General features: G+C 69.9%; 14 protein-coding genes. 5 read left to right on the forward strand and 9 right to left on the reverse strand.

The genetic code is table 11. From position 1 onward, the window contains the following. Window positions 1-78: 78 nt before the first annotated feature. From ACR9ZG_RS12705 to ACR9ZG_RS12720, 4 genes are all read right to left on the reverse strand, one after another. Window positions 79-1,416, reverse strand: a complete 1,338-nt coding sequence (locus ACR9ZG_RS12705) for a citrate synthase (protein ID WP_481285210.1) — start codon at window positions 1,414-1,416, stop codon at window positions 79-81. A gap of 132 nt (window positions 1,417-1,548) precedes the next feature. Then, complete coding sequence (gene dapC, locus ACR9ZG_RS12710) at window positions 1,549-2,667, reverse strand: succinyldiaminopimelate transaminase (RefSeq protein WP_481285211.1); 1,119 nt, start codon at window positions 2,665-2,667, stop codon at window positions 1,549-1,551. A gap of 1 nt (window position 2,668) precedes the next feature. Beyond that, window positions 2,669-2,989, reverse strand: a complete 321-nt coding sequence (gene fdxA / locus ACR9ZG_RS12715; RefSeq protein WP_301212476.1) for a ferredoxin — start codon at window positions 2,987-2,989, stop codon at window positions 2,669-2,671. Window positions 2,990-3,041: 52 nt separating this feature from the next. Next, a complete protein-coding gene (locus ACR9ZG_RS12720; RefSeq protein ID WP_481285212.1) occupies window positions 3,042-3,419 on the reverse strand; it encodes a hypothetical protein in 378 nt (125 codons plus the stop codon). 103 nt (window positions 3,420-3,522) lie between these two features. Here ACR9ZG_RS12720 and efeU point away from each other — a divergent pair, with 103 nt between their 5' ends. The 3 genes from efeU (at window position 3,523) to efeB (ending at window position 7,005) form a co-directional block, all read left to right on the forward strand. Then, complete coding sequence (gene efeU, locus ACR9ZG_RS12725) at window positions 3,523-4,401, forward strand: iron uptake transporter permease EfeU (RefSeq protein WP_481285213.1); 879 nt, start codon at window positions 3,523-3,525, stop codon at window positions 4,399-4,401. A gap of 80 nt (window positions 4,402-4,481) precedes the next feature. Further along, entirely contained in the window at window positions 4,482-5,666 is a 1,185-nt protein-coding gene (efeO, locus tag ACR9ZG_RS12730; protein WP_481285214.1) for an iron uptake system protein EfeO, read from the forward strand. A 37-nt stretch (window positions 5,667-5,703) separates the two neighbouring features. Next, window positions 5,704-7,005, forward strand: coding sequence for an iron uptake transporter deferrochelatase/peroxidase subunit (gene efeB, locus ACR9ZG_RS12735; protein ID WP_481285215.1), 1,302 nt, complete (start codon window positions 5,704-5,706; stop codon window positions 7,003-7,005). A 107-nt stretch (window positions 7,006-7,112) separates the two neighbouring features. Here the strand turns inward: efeB and typA are convergent, their stop codons facing one another. Further along, complete coding sequence (gene typA / locus ACR9ZG_RS12740; RefSeq protein ID WP_481285216.1) at window positions 7,113-9,029, reverse strand: translational GTPase TypA; 1,917 nt, start codon at window positions 9,027-9,029, stop codon at window positions 7,113-7,115. Between the two features lie 79 nt (window positions 9,030-9,108). Continuing rightward, window positions 9,109-10,965, reverse strand: coding sequence for an ABC transporter ATP-binding protein (locus tag ACR9ZG_RS12745; protein WP_481285217.1), 1,857 nt, complete (start codon window positions 10,963-10,965; stop codon window positions 9,109-9,111). A 68-nt stretch (window positions 10,966-11,033) separates the two neighbouring features. Between ACR9ZG_RS12745 and ACR9ZG_RS12750 the strand changes: the two genes are divergently transcribed. Further along, on the forward strand, window positions 11,034-11,660 hold the full coding sequence (locus ACR9ZG_RS12750; protein ID WP_481285218.1) for a PH domain-containing protein: 627 nt from the start codon (window positions 11,034-11,036) through the stop codon (window positions 11,658-11,660). A 47-nt stretch (window positions 11,661-11,707) separates the two neighbouring features. On the opposite strand, the gene ACR9ZG_RS12755 is transcribed toward ACR9ZG_RS12750, so the two are convergent. The 3 genes from ACR9ZG_RS12755 to ACR9ZG_RS12765 all read right to left on the reverse strand — a co-directional run bounded on the left by ACR9ZG_RS12755 (window position 11,708) and on the right by ACR9ZG_RS12765 (window position 16,235). After that, window positions 11,708-12,721 carry an ABC transporter permease gene (locus ACR9ZG_RS12755; RefSeq protein WP_481285219.1) on the reverse strand — a complete coding sequence of 338 codons (1,014 nt, stop codon included), beginning with the start codon at window positions 12,719-12,721 and terminating at the stop codon, window positions 11,708-11,710. Further along, window positions 12,721-14,253, reverse strand: coding sequence for an ABC transporter permease (locus tag ACR9ZG_RS12760; RefSeq protein ID WP_481285220.1), 1,533 nt, complete (start codon window positions 14,251-14,253; stop codon window positions 12,721-12,723). Before ACR9ZG_RS12760 ends, ACR9ZG_RS12755 begins: the two co-directional genes overlap by 1 nt. Before the next feature lie 188 nt (window positions 14,254-14,441). Continuing rightward, a complete protein-coding gene (locus ACR9ZG_RS12765; RefSeq protein WP_481285221.1) occupies window positions 14,442-16,235 on the reverse strand; it encodes an ABC transporter family substrate-binding protein in 1,794 nt (597 codons plus the stop codon). Window positions 16,236-16,516: 281 nt separating this feature from the next. On the opposite strand from ACR9ZG_RS12765, the gene ACR9ZG_RS12770 reads away from it, so the two are divergent. After that, the gene (locus tag ACR9ZG_RS12770) at window positions 16,517-17,311 is read left to right on the forward strand and encodes a CPBP family intramembrane glutamic endopeptidase (RefSeq protein WP_481285222.1); all 795 of its coding nucleotides are present in this window, start codon (window positions 16,517-16,519) and stop codon (window positions 17,309-17,311) included. Window positions 17,312-17,438 lie beyond the last annotated feature (127 nt).

Genomic DNA, 17,438 nt, shown 5'->3' on the forward strand with positions numbered 1-17,438 from the left:
GTACGCGCGAATTCACGCGAAAACCGCCGAGTACGCGGAAAGTCTGCGTACTCGGCGGTTTGCGAAAAGGGCGGCGCGCTAGCGGGTGGTGGGCCAGTCGCGCTCGACGCTGCCCGTGTAGAGCTGCTGCGGGCGGCCGATCTTGGTCTGCGGGTCCTGGATCATCTCGCGCCAGTGGGCGATCCAGCCCGGGAGGCGGCCGATGGCGAACAGGACGGTGAACATCCGCGTCGGGAAGCCCATCGCCTTGTAGATGACGCCCGTGTAGAAGTCGACGTTCGGGTAGAGCTTGCGGTCGATGAAGTACTGGTCGGCGAGCGCGACCTCCTCCAGCTCCTTCGCGATGTCGAGCAGCGGGTCGTGCACGCCGAGCGCCTGCAACACCTCGTCGGCCGACTGCTTCACGAGCTTCGCGCGCGGGTCGAAGTTCTTGTAGACGCGGTGCCCGAAGCCCATGAGCTTGACGCCCGACTCCTTGTTCTTCACCCGCTCCACGAACTTCTGCACGCTCTCGCCGGAGTCGCGGATGCCCGCGAGCATCTGCAGCACCGCCTCGTTCGCGCCGCCGTGCAGCGGGCCGTAGAGGGCGTTGATGCCGGCCGAGACCGACGCGAACAGGTTGGCCTGCGTCGAGCCGACCAGGCGGACCGTCGAGGTGGAGGCGTTCTGCTCGTGGTCCTCGTGGAGGATCAGGAGGCGCTCCAGCGCCCGCGACAGCACCGGGTTCACCTCGTACGGCTCGGCGAGGGTGCCGAAGTTGAGCCGCAGGAAGTTGTCGACGAAGCTCAGCGAGTTGTCCGGGTACAGGAACGCCTGCCCGAGGCTCTTCTTGTGCGCGTACGCCGCGATCACCGGGAGCTTGGCGAGGAGGCGGATCGTCGAGAGCTCGATCTGCTCCGGGTCGTGCACGCTCAGCGAGTCCTGGTAGAAGGTCGACAGCGCCGACACCGCGCTCGAGAGCACCGACATCGGGTGCGCGTCGTGCGGCAGCGCGCTGAAGAAGCGGCGCAGATCCTCGTGGAGGAGGGTGTGCCGGCGGATGCGCTCGTCGAAGTCGGCCAGCTCGGCCGGGGTCGGCAGCTCGCCGTGGATCAGCAGCCAGGCCACCTCGAGGAAGGTCGAGTGCTCCGCGATCTGCTCGATCGGATAGCCGCGGTAGCGCAGGATGCCCTGCTCGCCGTCGATATAGGTGATCGCCGAGCGCGTTGCGGCCGTGTTGACGAAGCCGTAGTCGAGGCTCGTGAGGCCGGTCTGCCTGGTCAGGCTGGAGAGGTCGATGCTCGACGCGCCCTGGGTGCTCTCCAGGATGGGGAATTCGGCCGTGCCGCCCGGGTAGGTCAGCGAGGCGACGGGCGCCTCACCGCCGACGGAGCCGTTCGGCTCCGCTGCTGCCGTCTCGGTGCCGAGTCCACTCACAACGCCTCCAGGTTCTGGGTCAGCTTCGACTGCTCGCCGCCGATCGTGTGGCGGCGCTCAGAAAGTCGTGCTGGTACAGCCTAACGAACGCGCCGGGCAACTGTCGCATCGGGCAAAGCAGACCCGATCCGGTTAGAGGGAGTCTCCAAACGCGCGCAGACGGGAGGCCGCCGCGGCGACCCGCTCGTCCGTCGCGGTGAGCGAGAGCCGGATGTGCTGCGGGTAGGCGTCGCCGTAGAAGTGACCCGGTCCGCCGAGGATGCCGAGGCCGGCCAGCCGGCCGATGCTCTCCCAGGCGTCGCGCCCCTCCGTCGCCCAGAGGTACAGCCCGGCCTCGCTCCGGTCGATGCGGAACCCCGCGGCCTCGAGCGCCGGCTTGAGCAGGTCGCGGCGCGCACGGTAGCGCTCCTTCTGCGCGGCCACGTGCGCGTCGTCGCCGAGCGCCACCACCATGGCGGCCTGCAGCGGCGACGGCAGCATCATCCCGGCGTGCTTGCGGACGTTGGTGAGGCGTGCGATCAACGTGCGGCAGCCCGCGACGAACGCGGCGCGGTAGCCGGCGAGGTTGGACTGCTTGCTGAGCGAGTAGACCGCGAGCACGTCGCTGCGGTTCTGCCCGATGACGCGGGGGTCCAGGATGCTGGGCACGCGCTCGGCGTCCCAGGGCGCCTCCCAGCCCAGCTCGGCGTAGCACTCGTCGCCCGCGATCACGGCGCCCAGCTCGCGGGCACGCGCGACGGCGGCGCGCAGCTCCGGCACACCGAGGACGCGACCGTCGGGGTTGCCCGGGCTGTTCAGCCACACGAGGCGGGTGTTCTCCGGCCACTCGGCCGGGTCGTCGCTCGCGAACGCCTCCGCGCCCGCCATCGCGGCGCCGATCGCGTACGTCGGGTAGGCGGCCCGCGGGTGCACGACGACGTCGCCCTCCCCCAGCCCGAGCAGGAACGGCAGGAACGCGACCAGCTCCTTCGAGCCGATGGTCGGCAGGACGTTCTCGACGGTCAGCCCACGCACGCCGCGGCGGCGCTCGAACCAGTCGACGATCGCCTCGCGCAGCGCGGGGGTGCCGACCGTCTGCGGGTAAGCGTGCGCGTCGGTCGCCGCGGCCAGCGCCTCGCGGATCAGGTCGGGCGTCGGGTCGACCGGCGAGCCGATCGAGAGGTCGACGATGCCGTCCTCGTGCTCACGGGCGCGCGCCGCGTACGGCGCCATGAGATCCCAGGGGTAGTCCGGGAGCTCCTTCAGCGCCACGTCAGTGCGCCTGCGGCGGCAGCGCGGCGACGAGCGGGTGGTCCTTGGCGATCACGCCGACCTTCGCGGCCCCGCCGGGCGAGCCGATGTCGTCGAAGAACTCGACGTTGGCCTTGTAGTAGTCCGCCCACTCCTCGGGCAGGTCGTCCTCGTAGTAGATCGCCTCGACCGGGCACACCGGCTCGCAGGCGCCGCAGTCGACGCACTCGTCGGGGTGGATGTACAGCGACCGTTCGCCCTCGTAGATGCAGTCGACCGGGCATTCGTCGATGCAGGCCCGGTCCTTCACATCGACGCACGGGAGGGCGATGACATAGGTCACGGTGGTTCTGTTCCCTTCGGGAGAGTGGCGAGCGGTGAGGCTCTCTCCTAGCTTATTCCGAAACGGCCGCCTGCCGACGCCCTCGCACGTCCGGCCAGGCGACGACGACCGCGGCGATCAGGATGGGCGCCACCAGCCAGACCTGGCCGCGGAGGTCGTTCGGGATGAGCACCGAGCCTCCCGCGCTCTGCTGCGTGAAGAGCAGGATGACGCCGATCGCGCCGACCGCGGCGAGCAGGGCGGGGACGCGGCTGCGGCCGAGCAGCCGCAGCCCGACGAGGAGCGCGCTGTAGGCCAGCAGCGAGCCGATGAGGCCGATCGGGATGGAGATGCCCCACTCCACCGTGATCTGGTGCGCCACGGTGCCGATGCCGCCGATCACGGCCCCCGCGAGGACGAGGAGCGCTCCGTTCAGGATCCGGCTGAGCATTCTCGCATCCTATCTGGACAGGTTCACGGGGCTGATCTAAGCTCGACGCCGGTAAGGTTAGCCTTACCGAACCACCCCGCCCGCAAACCCCAGCAAGGTCACCGTGCTCGCGAACTACCTCATCGGCCTCCGCGAAGGCCTCGAAATGGCGCTGATCGTCACGATCCTCATCGCGTACGTCGTGAAGGTCGGCCGCCGCGACGTGCTCTCGAAGCTCTGGATCGGCGTCGGCATCGCCCTCGTCGTCCCGCTCGGCATCGGTGCGGCGCTCACCTGGGGCCCGTACGGCCTCAGCTTCGAGGCGCAGGAGATCGTCGGCGGCACGCTGTCGCTGGTCGCGGTGGGCTTCGTCACCTGGATGGTGTTCTGGATGGGCCGGACCGCCAGGACGCTGAAGTCGACCCTCCACAACCGCCTCGACGCGGTGCTCGTCGGCGCGGGCTGGGGCGTCGTCCTGCTCGCCATGCTGAGCGTCGGCCGCGAGGGAATCGAGACCGCCCTGTTCGTCTGGGCCACCGTCGCCAGCGTCGGCGGCGGCTGGGAGCCGTTCGCGGGCGCCCTCCTCGGGCTGGCCAGCGCCGCGGTGCTCGGATTCCTGCTCTACCGCGGGATGGTGAAGGTGAACCTCGGGGCGTTCTTCGCCTGGACCGGCGCCTTCCTCATCGTCGTCGCGGGCGGCGTCCTCGCCTACGGCGTCGGCGACCTCCAGGAGGCCGGCGTCATCCCGGGCGCGAACGTGCACGCTTACGACATCAGCGGCATCATCCCGGCGTCGAGCTGGTACGGCACGCTGCTCGCGGGCATCCTCAACTTCAACCCGTCGCCGACCGCGCTGCAGGTCGGCGTGTGGATCGGCTACATCGCGATCGTGGGCGCCCTCTACGTCCGCCAGCACCTGGCGGCCAAGCGACCGGCCGCCCCGGCGAACGCGCAGCCCACGGCGGCCGAACCGGTCCGCGCCGCGACGAGCACCGCCTCCTGAGCCACCGGCGGGAACAGCACCGCCGCTCCCCCGCAGCCACCCTGCACGCCACCTGCACCCTTCCGAGAGAGAGCCCGCCCATGACCCGACTCCGCCCGCTCGGCGCGGTCGCCGGCACGATCGCCGGCGCCGCCGCCCTGGCCGCCGCGCTGACCGGCTGCGTCCCGAACACGCCCGCCGACGCGAAGGCCGAGGCCATCGCCGTGACGCTGAACGACTCCACCTGCACGGTCGACACCGCGACTGCGCCGGCCGGGGCGGTCAGGTTCCAGGTGACGAACGCGGGCTCCGACGTCAACGAGTTCGAGGTGCTCGCCGAGGACAAGCTGCGCATCGCCGGCGAGAAGGAGAACATCGGCCCCGGCACCACGGTCAACTACGTGGTCCAGCTCTCCGAGGGCTCGTACTTCACCGCCTGCAAGAAGGGCATGGTCGGCAGCCCGTCCTCGCTCGCGGCCTTCACCGTGACGAAGGGCTCCGGCACGGCGCAGTCGGCCAGCGAGACCAAGCAGGTCGCCCAGGCGGTCACCAACTACACGTCGTACGTGAAGGACCAGACCGGCAGCCTGTTGACGGCGACCAAGGACTTCGCCGCCGCCTACGCCGCCGGGAACGACGACGCGGCCCGTGCGCAGTACGCCTCCGCCCGCGCCTTCTACGAGCGCATCGAGCCCACCGCCGAGCAGTTCGGCGACATCGACCCGGCGCTCGACCTGCGCGAGGCCGACCTCGAGCAGGGCCAGGACTGGACCGGCTGGCACCACATCGAGAAGGACCTGTGGGCGCCGGCGGGCTACACCCCCTCCGACCCCGCCACACGCGCGCAGCTGGCGGACAAGCTCGTCGCCGACACGCAGAAGCTGTACGACCTCGTGTACGCGAAGGACTTCACGCTCACGCTCGATCAGATCTCCAACGGCGCCAGCGGTCTGATGGAGGAGGTCTCCGCCAGCAAGATCTCGGGCGAGGAGGAGATCTTCTCGCACACCGACCTCTCCGACTTCGTCGCCAACGTCGAGGGCGCCGAGGTCGCGTACGGGACGGTGCGCGACCTCCTGAAGGCCAAGGACGCCGACGGCGCGGCCCTCGTGAAGAAGCTCGACACCGAGTTCGCCGGAATCGACAAGCTCCTCGCCCAGTACAAGAGCGGCGACGGCTACGTGAGCTACACCGAGCTCACCACCGACCAGGTGAAGCAGCTGTCCGACGAGGTCAACGCCGTGAGCGAGCCGCTCAGCCAGGTCACGGCCGTCCTCGTGAAGTAGACGCCGTGACAGCAGAGCGTCCGGCCGAGCGCCCGGGGTGCGACGACACCCGGGGCGCCGGGCGGTCCCCGCGCGGGCGGCTCCGGCGCGCCCGGGCCCCCGGCGGCGCCCGCGGCGGACGGGCGGGGGGGGGGGGGGCGGGGGGGGGGGGCCGGGCCCGGCGGCCCCCGGCGGGGGGCCGGGCCCCCCCCCCCCCCCCACGGCCGTGTACCCGTTCTACGGCGAGCACCAGGCCGGCATCACGACGCCGGCGCAGGACCGCCTCCACTTCGCCGCCTTCGACGTGGCCGCCGACCTCGACCGCGCCGGGCTGATCGAGCTGCTGCGCGACTGGACCGTCGCGGCCGCCCGCATGACGCAGGGGAAGCCCGCCGGGAGATACGGGCCGGCGTCCGGCCCGGTCGACGTACCGCCGGACGACACCGGCGAGGCGCTCGACCTGCCGCCCGGCGGCCTGACGCTCACGTTCGGCTTCGGCCCGACCCTGTTCCGGTCCGCGGACGGGCGGGACCGCTTCGGGATCGCGTCGCAGCGCCCGGCGGCGCTCGTCGACCTCCCCCACTTCCCCGGCGACGCCCTGATCGAGCAGCTCACCGGCGGCGACCTGTGCGTGCAGGCGTGCAGCGAGGACCCGCAGGTCGCGGTGCACGCCATCCGCAACCTGTCGCGCATCGCGTTCGGGCGGGCGGCGATCCGCTGGTCGCAGCTCGGGTTCGGGCGCACCTCCTCCACCTCGCGCAGCCAGACGACGCCGCGCAACCTGTTCGGCTTCAAAGACGGCACCGCGAACATCAAGTCCGAGGACACCGCCGTCGTCGAGGACCAGGTGTGGGCAGCGGCGAAGGACGGCGCCGGCTGGATGGCCGGAGGCTCGTACCTGGTCGCCCGCAAGATCCGGATGGTCATCGAGACCTGGGACCGGCAGCAGCTCGGCGAGCAGGAGCGCATCGTCGGCCGCGACAAGGGCGAGGGAGCGCCGCTGTCGGGAGGGACCGAGTTCACCGAGCCGAACTTCCTCGCGCTCGCGAAGGGCGGCGGGACCGCGATCGACCCGGACTCGCACGTCCGGCTCGCGCACCCCTCCAGCAACGACGGCGCGCAGCTCCTCCGGCGCGGCTACAACTTCGTGGACGGCAACGACGAGCTCGGGAGGCTGAACGCCGGCCTGTTCTTCATCGCCTTCCAGCGCGACCCGCGCACGCAGTTCATCCCGATCCAGACCCGTCTCGCCAAGAGCGACCTCATGAACGAGTACCTGCGCCACGTGGGCTCTGCCGTCTTCGCCGTGCCGCCCGGAGCCCGCGACGGCTCCTACATCGGAGCCGGCCTCTTCACCTGACCCGGCCCGCTAGCCGCCGAGCACAGGAAAAATGCCCCGAATCGCGCTGATTCGGGGCATTTTTCCTGTGCTCGGCGGCCGGCGGCCGGCCGGCTGGGGGCCGGCGGTTACGCGTCCTGGCGCTTGAGGCGCGCGGCGGCGCGGCCGCGGGCGGTGGCGTCGAGCTCGACCTTGCGGATGCGGACGGCCTCGGGGGTGACCTCGACGCACTCGTCCTCGCGGGCGAACTCCAGGCACTCCTCGAGCGTCAGCTGGCGCGACGGGGTCATCGACTCGAACGTGTCGGCCGTGGAGGAGCGCATGTTGGTGAGCTTCTTCTCCTTGGTGATGTTCACGTCCATGTCGTCGGCGCGCGAGTTCTCGCCGATCACCATGCCCTCGTAGACCTCCTCGGTGGGGTTCACGAAGAAGGTCATCCGCTCCTGCAGGGCGATGATCGCGAACGGCGTCACGACGCCCGCGCGGTCGGCCACGATGGAGCCGTTGCTGCGGGTGACGATCGCGCCGGCCCACTCGTCGTAGCCGTGCGAGATCGCGTTGGCGATGCCGGTGCCGCGGGTCGTGGTGAGGAACTCGGTGCGGAAGCCGATCAGGCCGCGGGACGGGACGATGAACTCCATGCGGACCCAGCCGGTGCCGTGGTTCGCCATGTTCTCCATGCGGCCCTTGCGTGCCGCGAGGAGCTGCGTGATGGCGCCGAGGTACTCCTCCGGGGCGTCGATGGTCAGGTGCTCGTACGGCTCGTAGGTCTTGCCGTCGACCTTCTTGGTGACCACCTGGGGCTTGCCGACCGTCAGCTCGTAGCCCTCGCGGCGCATCTGCTCGACGAGGATGGCCAGCGCCAGCTCGCCGCGGCCCTGCACCTCCCACGCGTCGGGACGGCCGATGTCGAGCACGCGCAGCGACACGTTGCCGATGAGCTCGCGGTCGAGCCGGTCCTTCACCATGCGCGCGGTGAGCTTGTGGCCCTTCACCTTGCCGACCAGCGGGGAGGTGTTGGTGCCGATGGTCATGGAGATGGCCGGCTCGTCCACGTGGATCGCGGGCAGCGGACGCACGTCCTCCGGGTCGGCCAGCGTGTCGCCGATCATGATGTCGGCGAAGCCGGCGACGGCGACGATGTCGCCGGGGCCGGCGGACTCGGCCGGGTAGCGGTCGAGCGCCTTCGTCATGAGCAGCTCGGTCACGCGCACGTTGTGCACGTCGCCGTCGTGGCGGACCCAGGCCACGGTCTGGCCCTTCTTGAGCGTGCCGTTGAAGATGCGGAGCAGCGCGAGGCGGCCGAGGAACGGCGACGCGTCGAGGTTGGTGACGTGCGCCTGCAGCGGCGCCTCCGGGTCGTACGACGGGGCCGGGATGTGCTCGAGGATGGCCTCGAACAGCGGCTCGAGGTCGTCGTTGTCCGGCAGCTCGCCGTTCGCCGGCCGGTTGCGGCTGGCGGCGCCGGCGCGGCCGGAGGCGTAGACGACCGGCACGTCGAGGATGGCGTCGAGGTCGAGGTCGGGCACGTCGTCGGCGAGGTCGCTGGCGAGACCGAGGAGCAGGTCCTGGCTCTCGCCCACGACCTCCTCGATGCGCGCGTCGGCGCGGTCGGTCTTGTTGACGGCCAGGATGACCGGGAGCTTCGCCTCCAGCGCCTTGCGCAGCACGAAGCGGGTCTGCGGCAGCGGGCCCTCGCTCGCGTCGACCAGCAGCACGACGCCGTCGACCATGGACAGGCCGCGCTCGACCTCGCCGCCGAAGTCGGCGTGGCCGGGGGTGTCGATCACGTTGATCGTGATGGGGCCGTTCGCGGCGTGCTTGCCGTTGTACGAGATCGCCGTGTTCTTGGCGAGGATCGTGATGCCCTTCTCACGCTCCAGCTCGTTCGAGTCCATCGCCCGCTCTTCGACGTGCGCGTGCGCGTCGAAGGAGTTGGTCTGCTTGAGCATGGCGTCGACCAGCGTGGTCTTGCCGTGGTCGACGTGCGCGACGATCGCGACGTTGCGCAGGTCGTCCCGGTGGGCGACGGCGTTTTCGGACATGCGTGAGGACTCGACTCTCGTCAGGAAAAAGGGGAACGTCCCATTCTATAGCACGTTCCCCGACCTCCCGCCGGGAGCCTCAGAGACCCTGGGCGACCGGCGGCTCCGGCTCCTGCGGCAGCCCCTCGTTGACGGGCACGACCTCGTCCGATCCGGCCGCCAGCAGCTGGAGGCGCAGCTCGCGGCGGGCGTGCTGCTGCTCGGGGTCCGGCAGCGGGACGGCGGCGAGGAGGCGCTGCGTGTACGCCTCCTTCGGGTAGCGGAGGATCTCGTCACGGGTGCCGACCTCGACCAGGTGGCCGTGGTGCATCACCGCGATGCGGTCTGCCAGCACATCGATGACCGCGAGGTCGTGCGTGATGAACAGGCAGGCGAAGTTCATCTCCCGCTGCAGCTGCTGCATGAGCTCCAGCACACGCGCCTGCACCGACACGTCGAGGGCGGAGGTCGGCTCGTCGGCGATGAGCACCTGCGGCTGCAGCGACAGAGCCCTGGCGATGCCGACGCGCTGCTTCTGGCCGCCGGAGAGCTCGTGCGGGAACCGGCTGCGGTAGGCGCGCGGCAGCTCGACGCTGTCGAGGAGGCGGTCCACCTCCTTCGCGAGCTCCGCGCCCTTCAGCTTCTTGGCCAGGCGCAGCGGCTCGCCGATGGAGTCGGCGATCTGCAGGCGCGGGTTCAGCGACGACGACGGGTCCTGGAAGACGATGCCGACGTTGCGGTGCAGCTTGCGGATCTCGTCGCGGTTCGCGTGCGAGATGTCCTGCCCCGCGACGACGAGCTTGCCGGAGTGGATCGGCAGCAGGCCGATCGCGGCGCGGCCCAGCGTGGTCTTGCCGGAGCCCGACTCGCCCACCAGGCCGACGACCTCGCCCTCGTGGATCTTCAGGTCGATGTCGCTCGCAGCGCGGAACGCCGGCACGCGGCCGTGCTTCGGGTACTCGATCGCCACCTTCTCGAAGTCGACGACGACCGGGCGGCGGTCCATCTCGGCCTTCTCGTGCTCCGCCTGGGCGAGGCGCTCGTTCACGCGGATGCGCTCGGCGAGCTCGGCGTCGGCGACGTCCGTCCCGAGCGCGAGCGCGGCGGTGGTGTCGATCTCCTCGTCCTCGCGCTGGCCGAGGTGCGGCACGGCGTCGAGCAGGGCGATCGTGTACGGGTGCTGCGGCGCCGTGAAGACATCGGCGACGGTGCCGGACTCCACGATGTCGCCCTTGCGCATCACGACGATGTTGTCGGCCAGGTCGGCGACGACGCCCATGTCGTGGGTGATCAGCAGGATGGCGCTGTCGAGCCGGTCGCGGAGGCTGCGCAGCAGCTCCAGGATCTCGGCCTGCACCGTCACGTCGAGCGCGGTCGTCGGCTCGTCGGCGATCAGGAGCTTCGGGTCGCACGAGATGGACTGCGCGATCATCGCGCGCTGCCGCTGACCGCCCGAGAGCTGGTGCGGGTACGAGTTGTACGCCTTCACCGGGTCGGGCAGCTCGACCATCTCGAGCAGCTCCAGCGCGCGCTCCTTCGCCTCGTGCGGCGACATCCCGAAGTGGATGCGCAGCGTCTCGACGATCTGGAACCCGACCGTGTACACGGGGTTCAGCGCGGTCATCGGCTCCTGGAAGATCACCGCGACCTGCGCACCGCGCACGCGGCGCATCTGCGGCTGCGTGAGACCGGTGAGCTCGCGCCCCTCCAGCTTGATCGAGCCGCGGACGCGGGAGTTCGTGGGCAGGAGGTCGAGGATCGCCATCGAGCTCGCGCTCTTGCCCGAGCCGGACTCGCCGACGATGGCGAGCACCTCGCCCGCCTTGATCGAGTAGTTGAGCTTCTTGGCGGCGGGCACCCAGACGCCGTCGACACCGAAGTCGACGGAGAGGTCGGTGACCTCCAGCACGGGGGCGTCGGTGACGACGCCGGCCTGACCGGGAGCGGTGGCGGTCATGATTCGTGGTTCCTTTCGCGGGCGCGCATCGGCCGGGCGGCTCGTGGCCGGGGTGAGAGCATGGAGCCATGCCCCTCGACCCCTCCGCCGATGGCGACGTCTTCGTGTCCCGGTTCAACCGGGTGCTTGCGATCCTGATCTGGGCGGCGTGCGCCGCGCTGGCCGTCGGCCTCGCGCTGAGCGTCCACGACGCCCGCCTGCTCTACCTCGTGCCGGTGGCCCTGTTCGCCTTCCTGGCCTGGGCGACGCTGTGGCGTCCGCTCCTGGTGGTCGGCGATGAGGCCATCACGGTGGTGAACGTGTCGCGGACCATCCGCATCCCGTGGGAGGCGCTCATCCACGTCGACACCAAGTACGCGCTGACGCTCTACGTGCCCGGCGCCAAGTACCCGGTGTGGTCGGCTCCCGCGCCCGGCACGGCCCGCACGCTGCGGGCGACCCGCAGCGAGACCAAGGGCAGGGTCGGCCGGCCGAGCGTGCAGGACACCGTGCGCCGCCCCGGCGACCTGCTGGGCACCGAGTCCGGCGCCGCCGCGGAGGTCATCCGCCGCCGCTGGACGGCCCTGCAGAACGCCGGCGCGATCGAGGCCGGCCGCGCCGACCAGACGCCGGTGACCGTGCGCTGGCACGGCGCGACGCTGGCCGCGCTGGTGGTGCTGGCGGCCGGCACGGTCGCCGCCCTGCTCCTGGCCTGAGCCCGGGCGGACCCGGGAGGCCGGGAGCAGCACGGCGGACGGGGAGGTCACAGCACGTCCTCCGCGAGGGCCGCCCCGGTGCGCGGGCCGCCGTCGTCGCCCTCGCCCTCCTCCGGCTCCTGCTCGCGCATGCGGCGCAGGTTGAACCGGCGGTGGCGGGGGTCGAAGGCGTCGCGCAGGCCGTCTCCGACGAAGTTGACGAGCAGCGCGAGCGTCACGATGAACGCGCCTGGCCACCAGAACAGCCACGGCCGGGTCTGGAACGCCGACTGGTTCTGGCTGATGAGCAGGCCGAGCGAGACGTCCGGCGGCCGGATGCCGTAGCCGAGGAACGACAGCGCGGTCTCGAGCAGGATGGCCGAGGCCATGATCAGCGTCGAGGCGACGATCACGACGCCGATGGCGTTCGGCAGCACGTGCTTGAAGATGATGCGCATGTCGGAGGCGCCGGCGACGCGCGCCGCCTCCACGAACTCCCGCTCGCGCAGCGACAGGAACTCGCCGCGCACGAGACGCGCGATGCCCATCCACGAGAAGAAGCCCAGCATGAGCGCCAGGAAGAACGCGCCGAGGCCGCCGTACATGTGCCCGACGACCGAGCCGATCACGAGGGCCGGGATGACGATGAACACGTCGGTGATGCGCATCAGGATCGCGTCCACCACGCCGCGGAAGTAACCCGCGATGGCGCCGACGACGACGCCGACGACGCTCGCGATGAGGCCGAGGACGACCATCACTAGCACGGAGTTCTGGATGCCGCGCATGGTCAGCGCGAAGTAGTCCTTGCCGATGCGGTCCTGGCCGAACGGGTGGTCCCAGCTGGGGGCGCCACGGGCGGCCTGGTCGTTGAGCTCCTTGAAGCCGTACTTCCACCAGCCGGGGATCGGGCCGATGCCGATCGCCGAGATCGAGAACAGCACGATCAGGATGAACAGGATCGCGCTGGCGACGGCCAGCTTGTTGGACAGGAACCGCTTCCAGATGAGCTTGCCCTGGCTGACCGGCGGTGCGGTCGGGGCCTCGAGCTCGTCGGCGATACGGGGTTCGGTCGTGGCCATCAGCGGACCCTCACTCTCGGGTCGAGTGCGGCGTAGGCGAGGTCGGCGAGGAAGTTGAACAGGATCGCCATCGCCGCGATCACCAGGAAGTACGCCATCACGGGGTTCAGGTCGCCGCGGGAGAGCCCGGCGTTGAACAGGGAGCCCATGCCGGGGATCGCGAACACCTTCTCGGTGATGATCGCGCCACCGAGGAGGGCGCCCACGTCGAAGGCGACCAGAGTGGTGATGGGGATGAGCATGTTGCGGAACGCGTGCCGCACGATGACGGTGCGCTCCGGCAGGCCCTTGGCGCGCGCGGTGCGGATGAAGTCCTGGTTGAGGACCTCCAGCATCCCGGCGCGGGAGTAGCGGGTGTACGACGCGAACGAGATCAGCAGCAGCGCGATGGTGGGCAGCGCGAGGTGCGTGAACGTGTCGAGTCCGGTGACCCACATGTCGCCCTCGAGGCCGGGCGTCGACGAGCCGACGGTCGCGATCGGGCGGCCGTTCGTGTCGTCGAAGTACGTCGGCCACGCCTGCATGTAGCGGTCGAGGATGATGAAGAAGCCGGACACGATGGTCACGATCACGCCGACCCGCATGTTCTGCCCGCGGTCGTAGCCGCCCACGAAGAAGCCGACCGCGAGGCTCACGATGATGGCGACGATGGCGAGGATCACGATCGTCGCGACGGTCGACACCGCGAACAGCGGCTGGAGGGCGAAGTAGCACACCAGGGCGATGGCGCCGTTGATGACGGCCGTGATCAGTGCCCGGCGGTTCTGCAGGCCGGAGATCAGGGCGGTCGTCCCGAGCACCGCCGCGGCGATGAGGAGGACCATCACCACCGGGCCGAGACCCGGGTGCAGGAACCAGTCCGTCACCGACATCAGCAGCAGCACGCCGGCGGTCGCGACGGCCGAGACGCCGAACGTGATCGACCGGCGGCGCATGTCGCCGCCGATCAGCGACTGCCAGATGAGGCCGGCGACCACGCCGATCAGCACCGCCACCCACCACGGGATGATCGGGTGCGCCAGGAAGTTGTTGAAGCCGATCGCGATGAACTCCTTGAGGAGCACCGCGACGAGGAAGGCCGGCAGCGAGTACAGGAAGAAGCTGAGGAACGTGACGACGTTGTCGAGTCCGCTGTACTGACGGAGGGCCGTGACGATGCCGACCGTCACGCCGAGCAGGATCGCGAGGATCAGGGCGACGGTGACGAGCTGGATGGTGGAGGTGAGAGCCTGCGGGAGGATCTCGACCACCTTCGCGTTCGAGATGGTCGACCCGAGGTCGCACTGGTTGGCGAACGGGATGAGGCACTTGGCCACGCCGCCGAGCCAGAGCAGCCAGCGCAGCGGCGGGACGACGTCCAGCTGGAGCAGCTGCACGCGCGCGGCGATGAGCTGGGTCTTGTTGGGGGAATTGCTCGACCGCAGGTCCTGGAGCGGGTCGGCGCTGTACGCGACCAGCATGTACATCAGGAACGAGGCGGCGATGATGATGAGTACCGAGACGAGGAGGCGTCTCAGGATGAAACTCGCCATAGGTTCAGAACCTTCACTGACAGGACGCGCCTCACGGGATGCGGCGGGGGATGCCGCCAGGCGCGTTCACTAAGGGGCGGACGGATCGCGTCCACCGACTACATGATACGGGGCGCCGGCTGAGAACCGGCGCCCCGCCGCAGCGAGAGTGCCCGGGGTTCGCCCGGGCACTCTCTCCTACGGAGCTGTTACTTCGAGGAGCCGGACTTGACCGACCACTCCCAGAAGTTCCAGAACGGGCCCGTCTGGTTGCCCATGTACTTCACGCCGTCGACGCGAGCGTTGACACCGAAGACACCCGGCAGCTGGAACAGCGGCAGGCCGTAGCCGTCCTTGAAGGTGGCCGTGTCGATCTGCAGGAGGAGCTTGTTGAGCTCGTCCTTGTCGAGGGTCGTCTGGGTCTGCACCGCGACGTCGTTCATGTTGTTGTAGCGGTTGTAGTTGCCGCCGCCACCGGTGGTGAACAGCTGCGGGATCTGCGAGGTGCCGGCACCCGGGCTGATCCAGCCGAAGAGCGACGCGTCGTAGTCACCGCCCGGGAGGAGCGTGCTCCAGTCCGGCGAGCCGGCGTCGACGATCTTGAAGCCGGCCTTGCTGGCCGAGGCCTGGATGGCCTGGAACTCGTCGACACGGTTCGGGTTGTTCGTGTTGTAGAGGATGCGCACGGTCGGGGTGGCACCGGCGAGGAGCTCCTTGGCGCCGTCGATGTCGACCTTGCTGTAGGCGTCGGAGCCGTTCTCCTTGACCGCGTCCGCATAGTCGTCCTGGCTGGGGAGCCAGATCTGCGAGTCGAGGACCTTGGCCTTCGGGTTCACCGGGGTGACGATCGAGTCGAGGATCTGCTGACGCGGGATCGTCTTGAGGAACGCCTCACGGACCTTCGCGTCCTGGAACACCGGCGAGCCGAAGTTCAGGTCGAGGTGGTCGTACGAGACCTGGTCGCCGGTGAGCACCTTCGCGCTCGTGTTCTTCAGCGCCGTCAGGGTGTCCGCGGACGCCTGCGGGTTGATGATGTCGACCTCGCCGTTCTGGAGAGCGGTGACCTGGGCGTTGGCGTCGGGGATGATGCGGAAGACGATCTTGTCGACGTTGCCCTTGTTCTTGCCCCAGTAGTACTTGTTCTTCACCATGGTGATCGACTGACCGGGGGTCCAGCCGGAGACGACGAACGGGCCGGACGCGACGAGGAGGTCCTTGTCGGTCGGGAACGCGGTGATGTCGTAACCGGTGTTGACGAAGTCGGCAGCCTTCTTCAGGGTCGGGTCGGCCGGTTGCGGGTTCGACGGGTCGCCCTTCGGCAGCCCCTTCAGCAGCTTGGTCAGGTCGGCGGCCGACGAGAGGCCCGCCTTCTTGGCCACGATGTGCGCCGGCTGCGCGATCGGGTTGAAGAGCTCCCAGTCCACGAAGGGCTTGGCGTACTTCAGGGTGATCGTGCGGTTGTCGTCGCTGACCTCGGGGTACTCCGTCTGGTCGATGCCGGCGGTGCCGGCGGCCGGGGTGAAGTACTGGGTGCCCGACTTCACTTCGCCGCTGGCCTCGTCGAGGGTGGCGGAGTCGTAGTAGCCGGACTGCATCGCCCAGCCGAGAACCATGTCATCGGCGGTGACCGGCTCGCCGTCGGACCACTTCGCGTCCTTGGGAAGGGTGTACTTGACGGTGAGCGGGTCGTCCGAGGTCTTCTCGAACGTGCCGTAGCTGTCGTCGTGCACGATCTTGTAGTTGTCGTCGATGTACTGGAAGCCCGAGCCGTACGAGCCGTCCAGGTAGCCGACCTGACCGTTGGTGTCCAGGTTGCCCTGGGGGGTCTGCGAGTTCAGCGAGGTGAGGTCGTTGACGACCGCGACCGTCACGGTGCCGCCCTTGGCAGCCGTGGAGCCGCCGGTGCTGCCGGACGTGGTGCAGGCCGACAGGGCGAGCGCTGTGGCGCCGGCGAGGGCGACGGCGCTGACCGCGTACCTGGCCCTTCTTCCCTTGATGTGCAATGTTCCTCCTGTGCGAAGTGTGCGACAGCACAGGCGTGCGAGAGCCCCTGCGCCGCGCGGGATAAGAATGACCCTAGGTACCTCTGTGAATGAATGCAAAACAAGGCCGGAAAACGTTACACAGCGGTAACTCAGTCGCGGGAATCGTGCGCGGTGGCTTGATTCACGCCTCAAAACCTCCGCTGAACGCAACGGATTCATCATTCACGCGTGATGACGTGCAACGCTGTGCAGCATCGGCGCCGGAGCGCGACGGCGCAGCGGGCTGGCAGGATGCACATATGAGCAGCGCGCTGACCTGGGCGGCCGAGACGCCCGTGGCCTCGCACCGCCGGACCCGGCTGTGGTGGGAGGTCGCCATCGTCCTCGGGCTCTCGCTCGGGCGGTCCGCGGTGTACTCCATCGTCCAGATCATCGAGGACAGCACCAGCGGGAAGGCGCTGGCGGATCAGACGACCAGCATCAACCCGGCGCAGTCGGACCGCGAGGTCTTCGACTTCGTCTACCAGGTCATCGGGGCGCTGTTCCCGCTGTTCGCGGTCGCGCTCGTCGTGTACCTGCTCTGGGAGCCGGCGCGCAGTGGATTCCGCCGCATCGGGCTCGACCTCCGGGAGCCGGGGAGGGACGCGGGGCGCGCGCTGCTGCTGGTCGCCGTCATCGGTGTGCCCGGCATCCTCTTCTTCGCGGCGACGCGGCTGCTCGGGATCACGGTCACCGTGCAGGCGTCGACGCTCGACCCGCACTGGTGGACGGTTCCGGTCCTCGTCCTGGTCGCCCTGCGCGCCGGGCTGCAGGAGGAGGTCATCGTCGTCGGGTACCTCTTCACCCGGCTGCGCCAGCTCGGCTGGGGGACGTGGCCGATCATCCTCGGCGCTGCCGTCCTGCGCGGGAGCTACCACCTGTACCAAGGGTTCGGGCCGTTCATCGGCAACGCGGTCATGGGCGTCGTGTTCGGCTGGTGCTACACGCGCTGGGGGCGGGTGATGCCGCTGGTGGTCGCGCACGTGCTGATCGACATCGTGTCGTTCGTCGGCTACCCGCTCGCGGCCTCCCTCTGGCCCCACATCTTCGCCTGAACCTGTCGCGCGGGGGCGGGGGGCGGGGCCGGGAGATTAGGAGGGGGGGGGGGGGGGGGGGGGGGGGTTGGGGGGGGGGGGGGGGGGGGGGGGGGGGGGGGGGGGGGGGGGGGGGGGGGGGGGGGGG

The organism is Leifsonia sp. KNZ12-8B (genome assembly GCF_056755495.1).

Coding starts and splice junctions, on each gene's coding strand:
- ACR9ZG_RS12720 (WP_481285212.1), bottom strand. CDS start 3,419: ATGCTCAGCCGGATCCTGAACGGAGCGCTCCTCGTCCTCGCGGGGGCC.
- ACR9ZG_RS12760 (WP_481285220.1), bottom strand. CDS start 14,253: ATGGCGAGTTTCATCCTGAGACGCCTCCTCGTCTCGGTACTCATCATC.
- typA (WP_481285216.1), bottom strand. CDS start 9,029: ATGTCCGAAAACGCCGTCGCCCACCGGGACGACCTGCGCAACGTCGCG.
- ACR9ZG_RS12755 (WP_481285219.1), bottom strand. CDS start 12,721: ATGGCCACGACCGAACCCCGTATCGCCGACGAGCTCGAGGCCCCGACC.
- ACR9ZG_RS12750 (WP_481285218.1), top strand. CDS start 11,034: ATGCCCCTCGACCCCTCCGCCGATGGCGACGTCTTCGTGTCCCGGTTC.
- ACR9ZG_RS12770 (WP_481285222.1), top strand. CDS start 16,517: ATGAGCAGCGCGCTGACCTGGGCGGCCGAGACGCCCGTGGCCTCGCAC.
- efeO (WP_481285214.1), top strand. CDS start 4,482: ATGACCCGACTCCGCCCGCTCGGCGCGGTCGCCGGCACGATCGCCGGC.
- ACR9ZG_RS12745 (WP_481285217.1), bottom strand. CDS start 10,965: ATGACCGCCACCGCTCCCGGTCAGGCCGGCGTCGTCACCGACGCCCCC.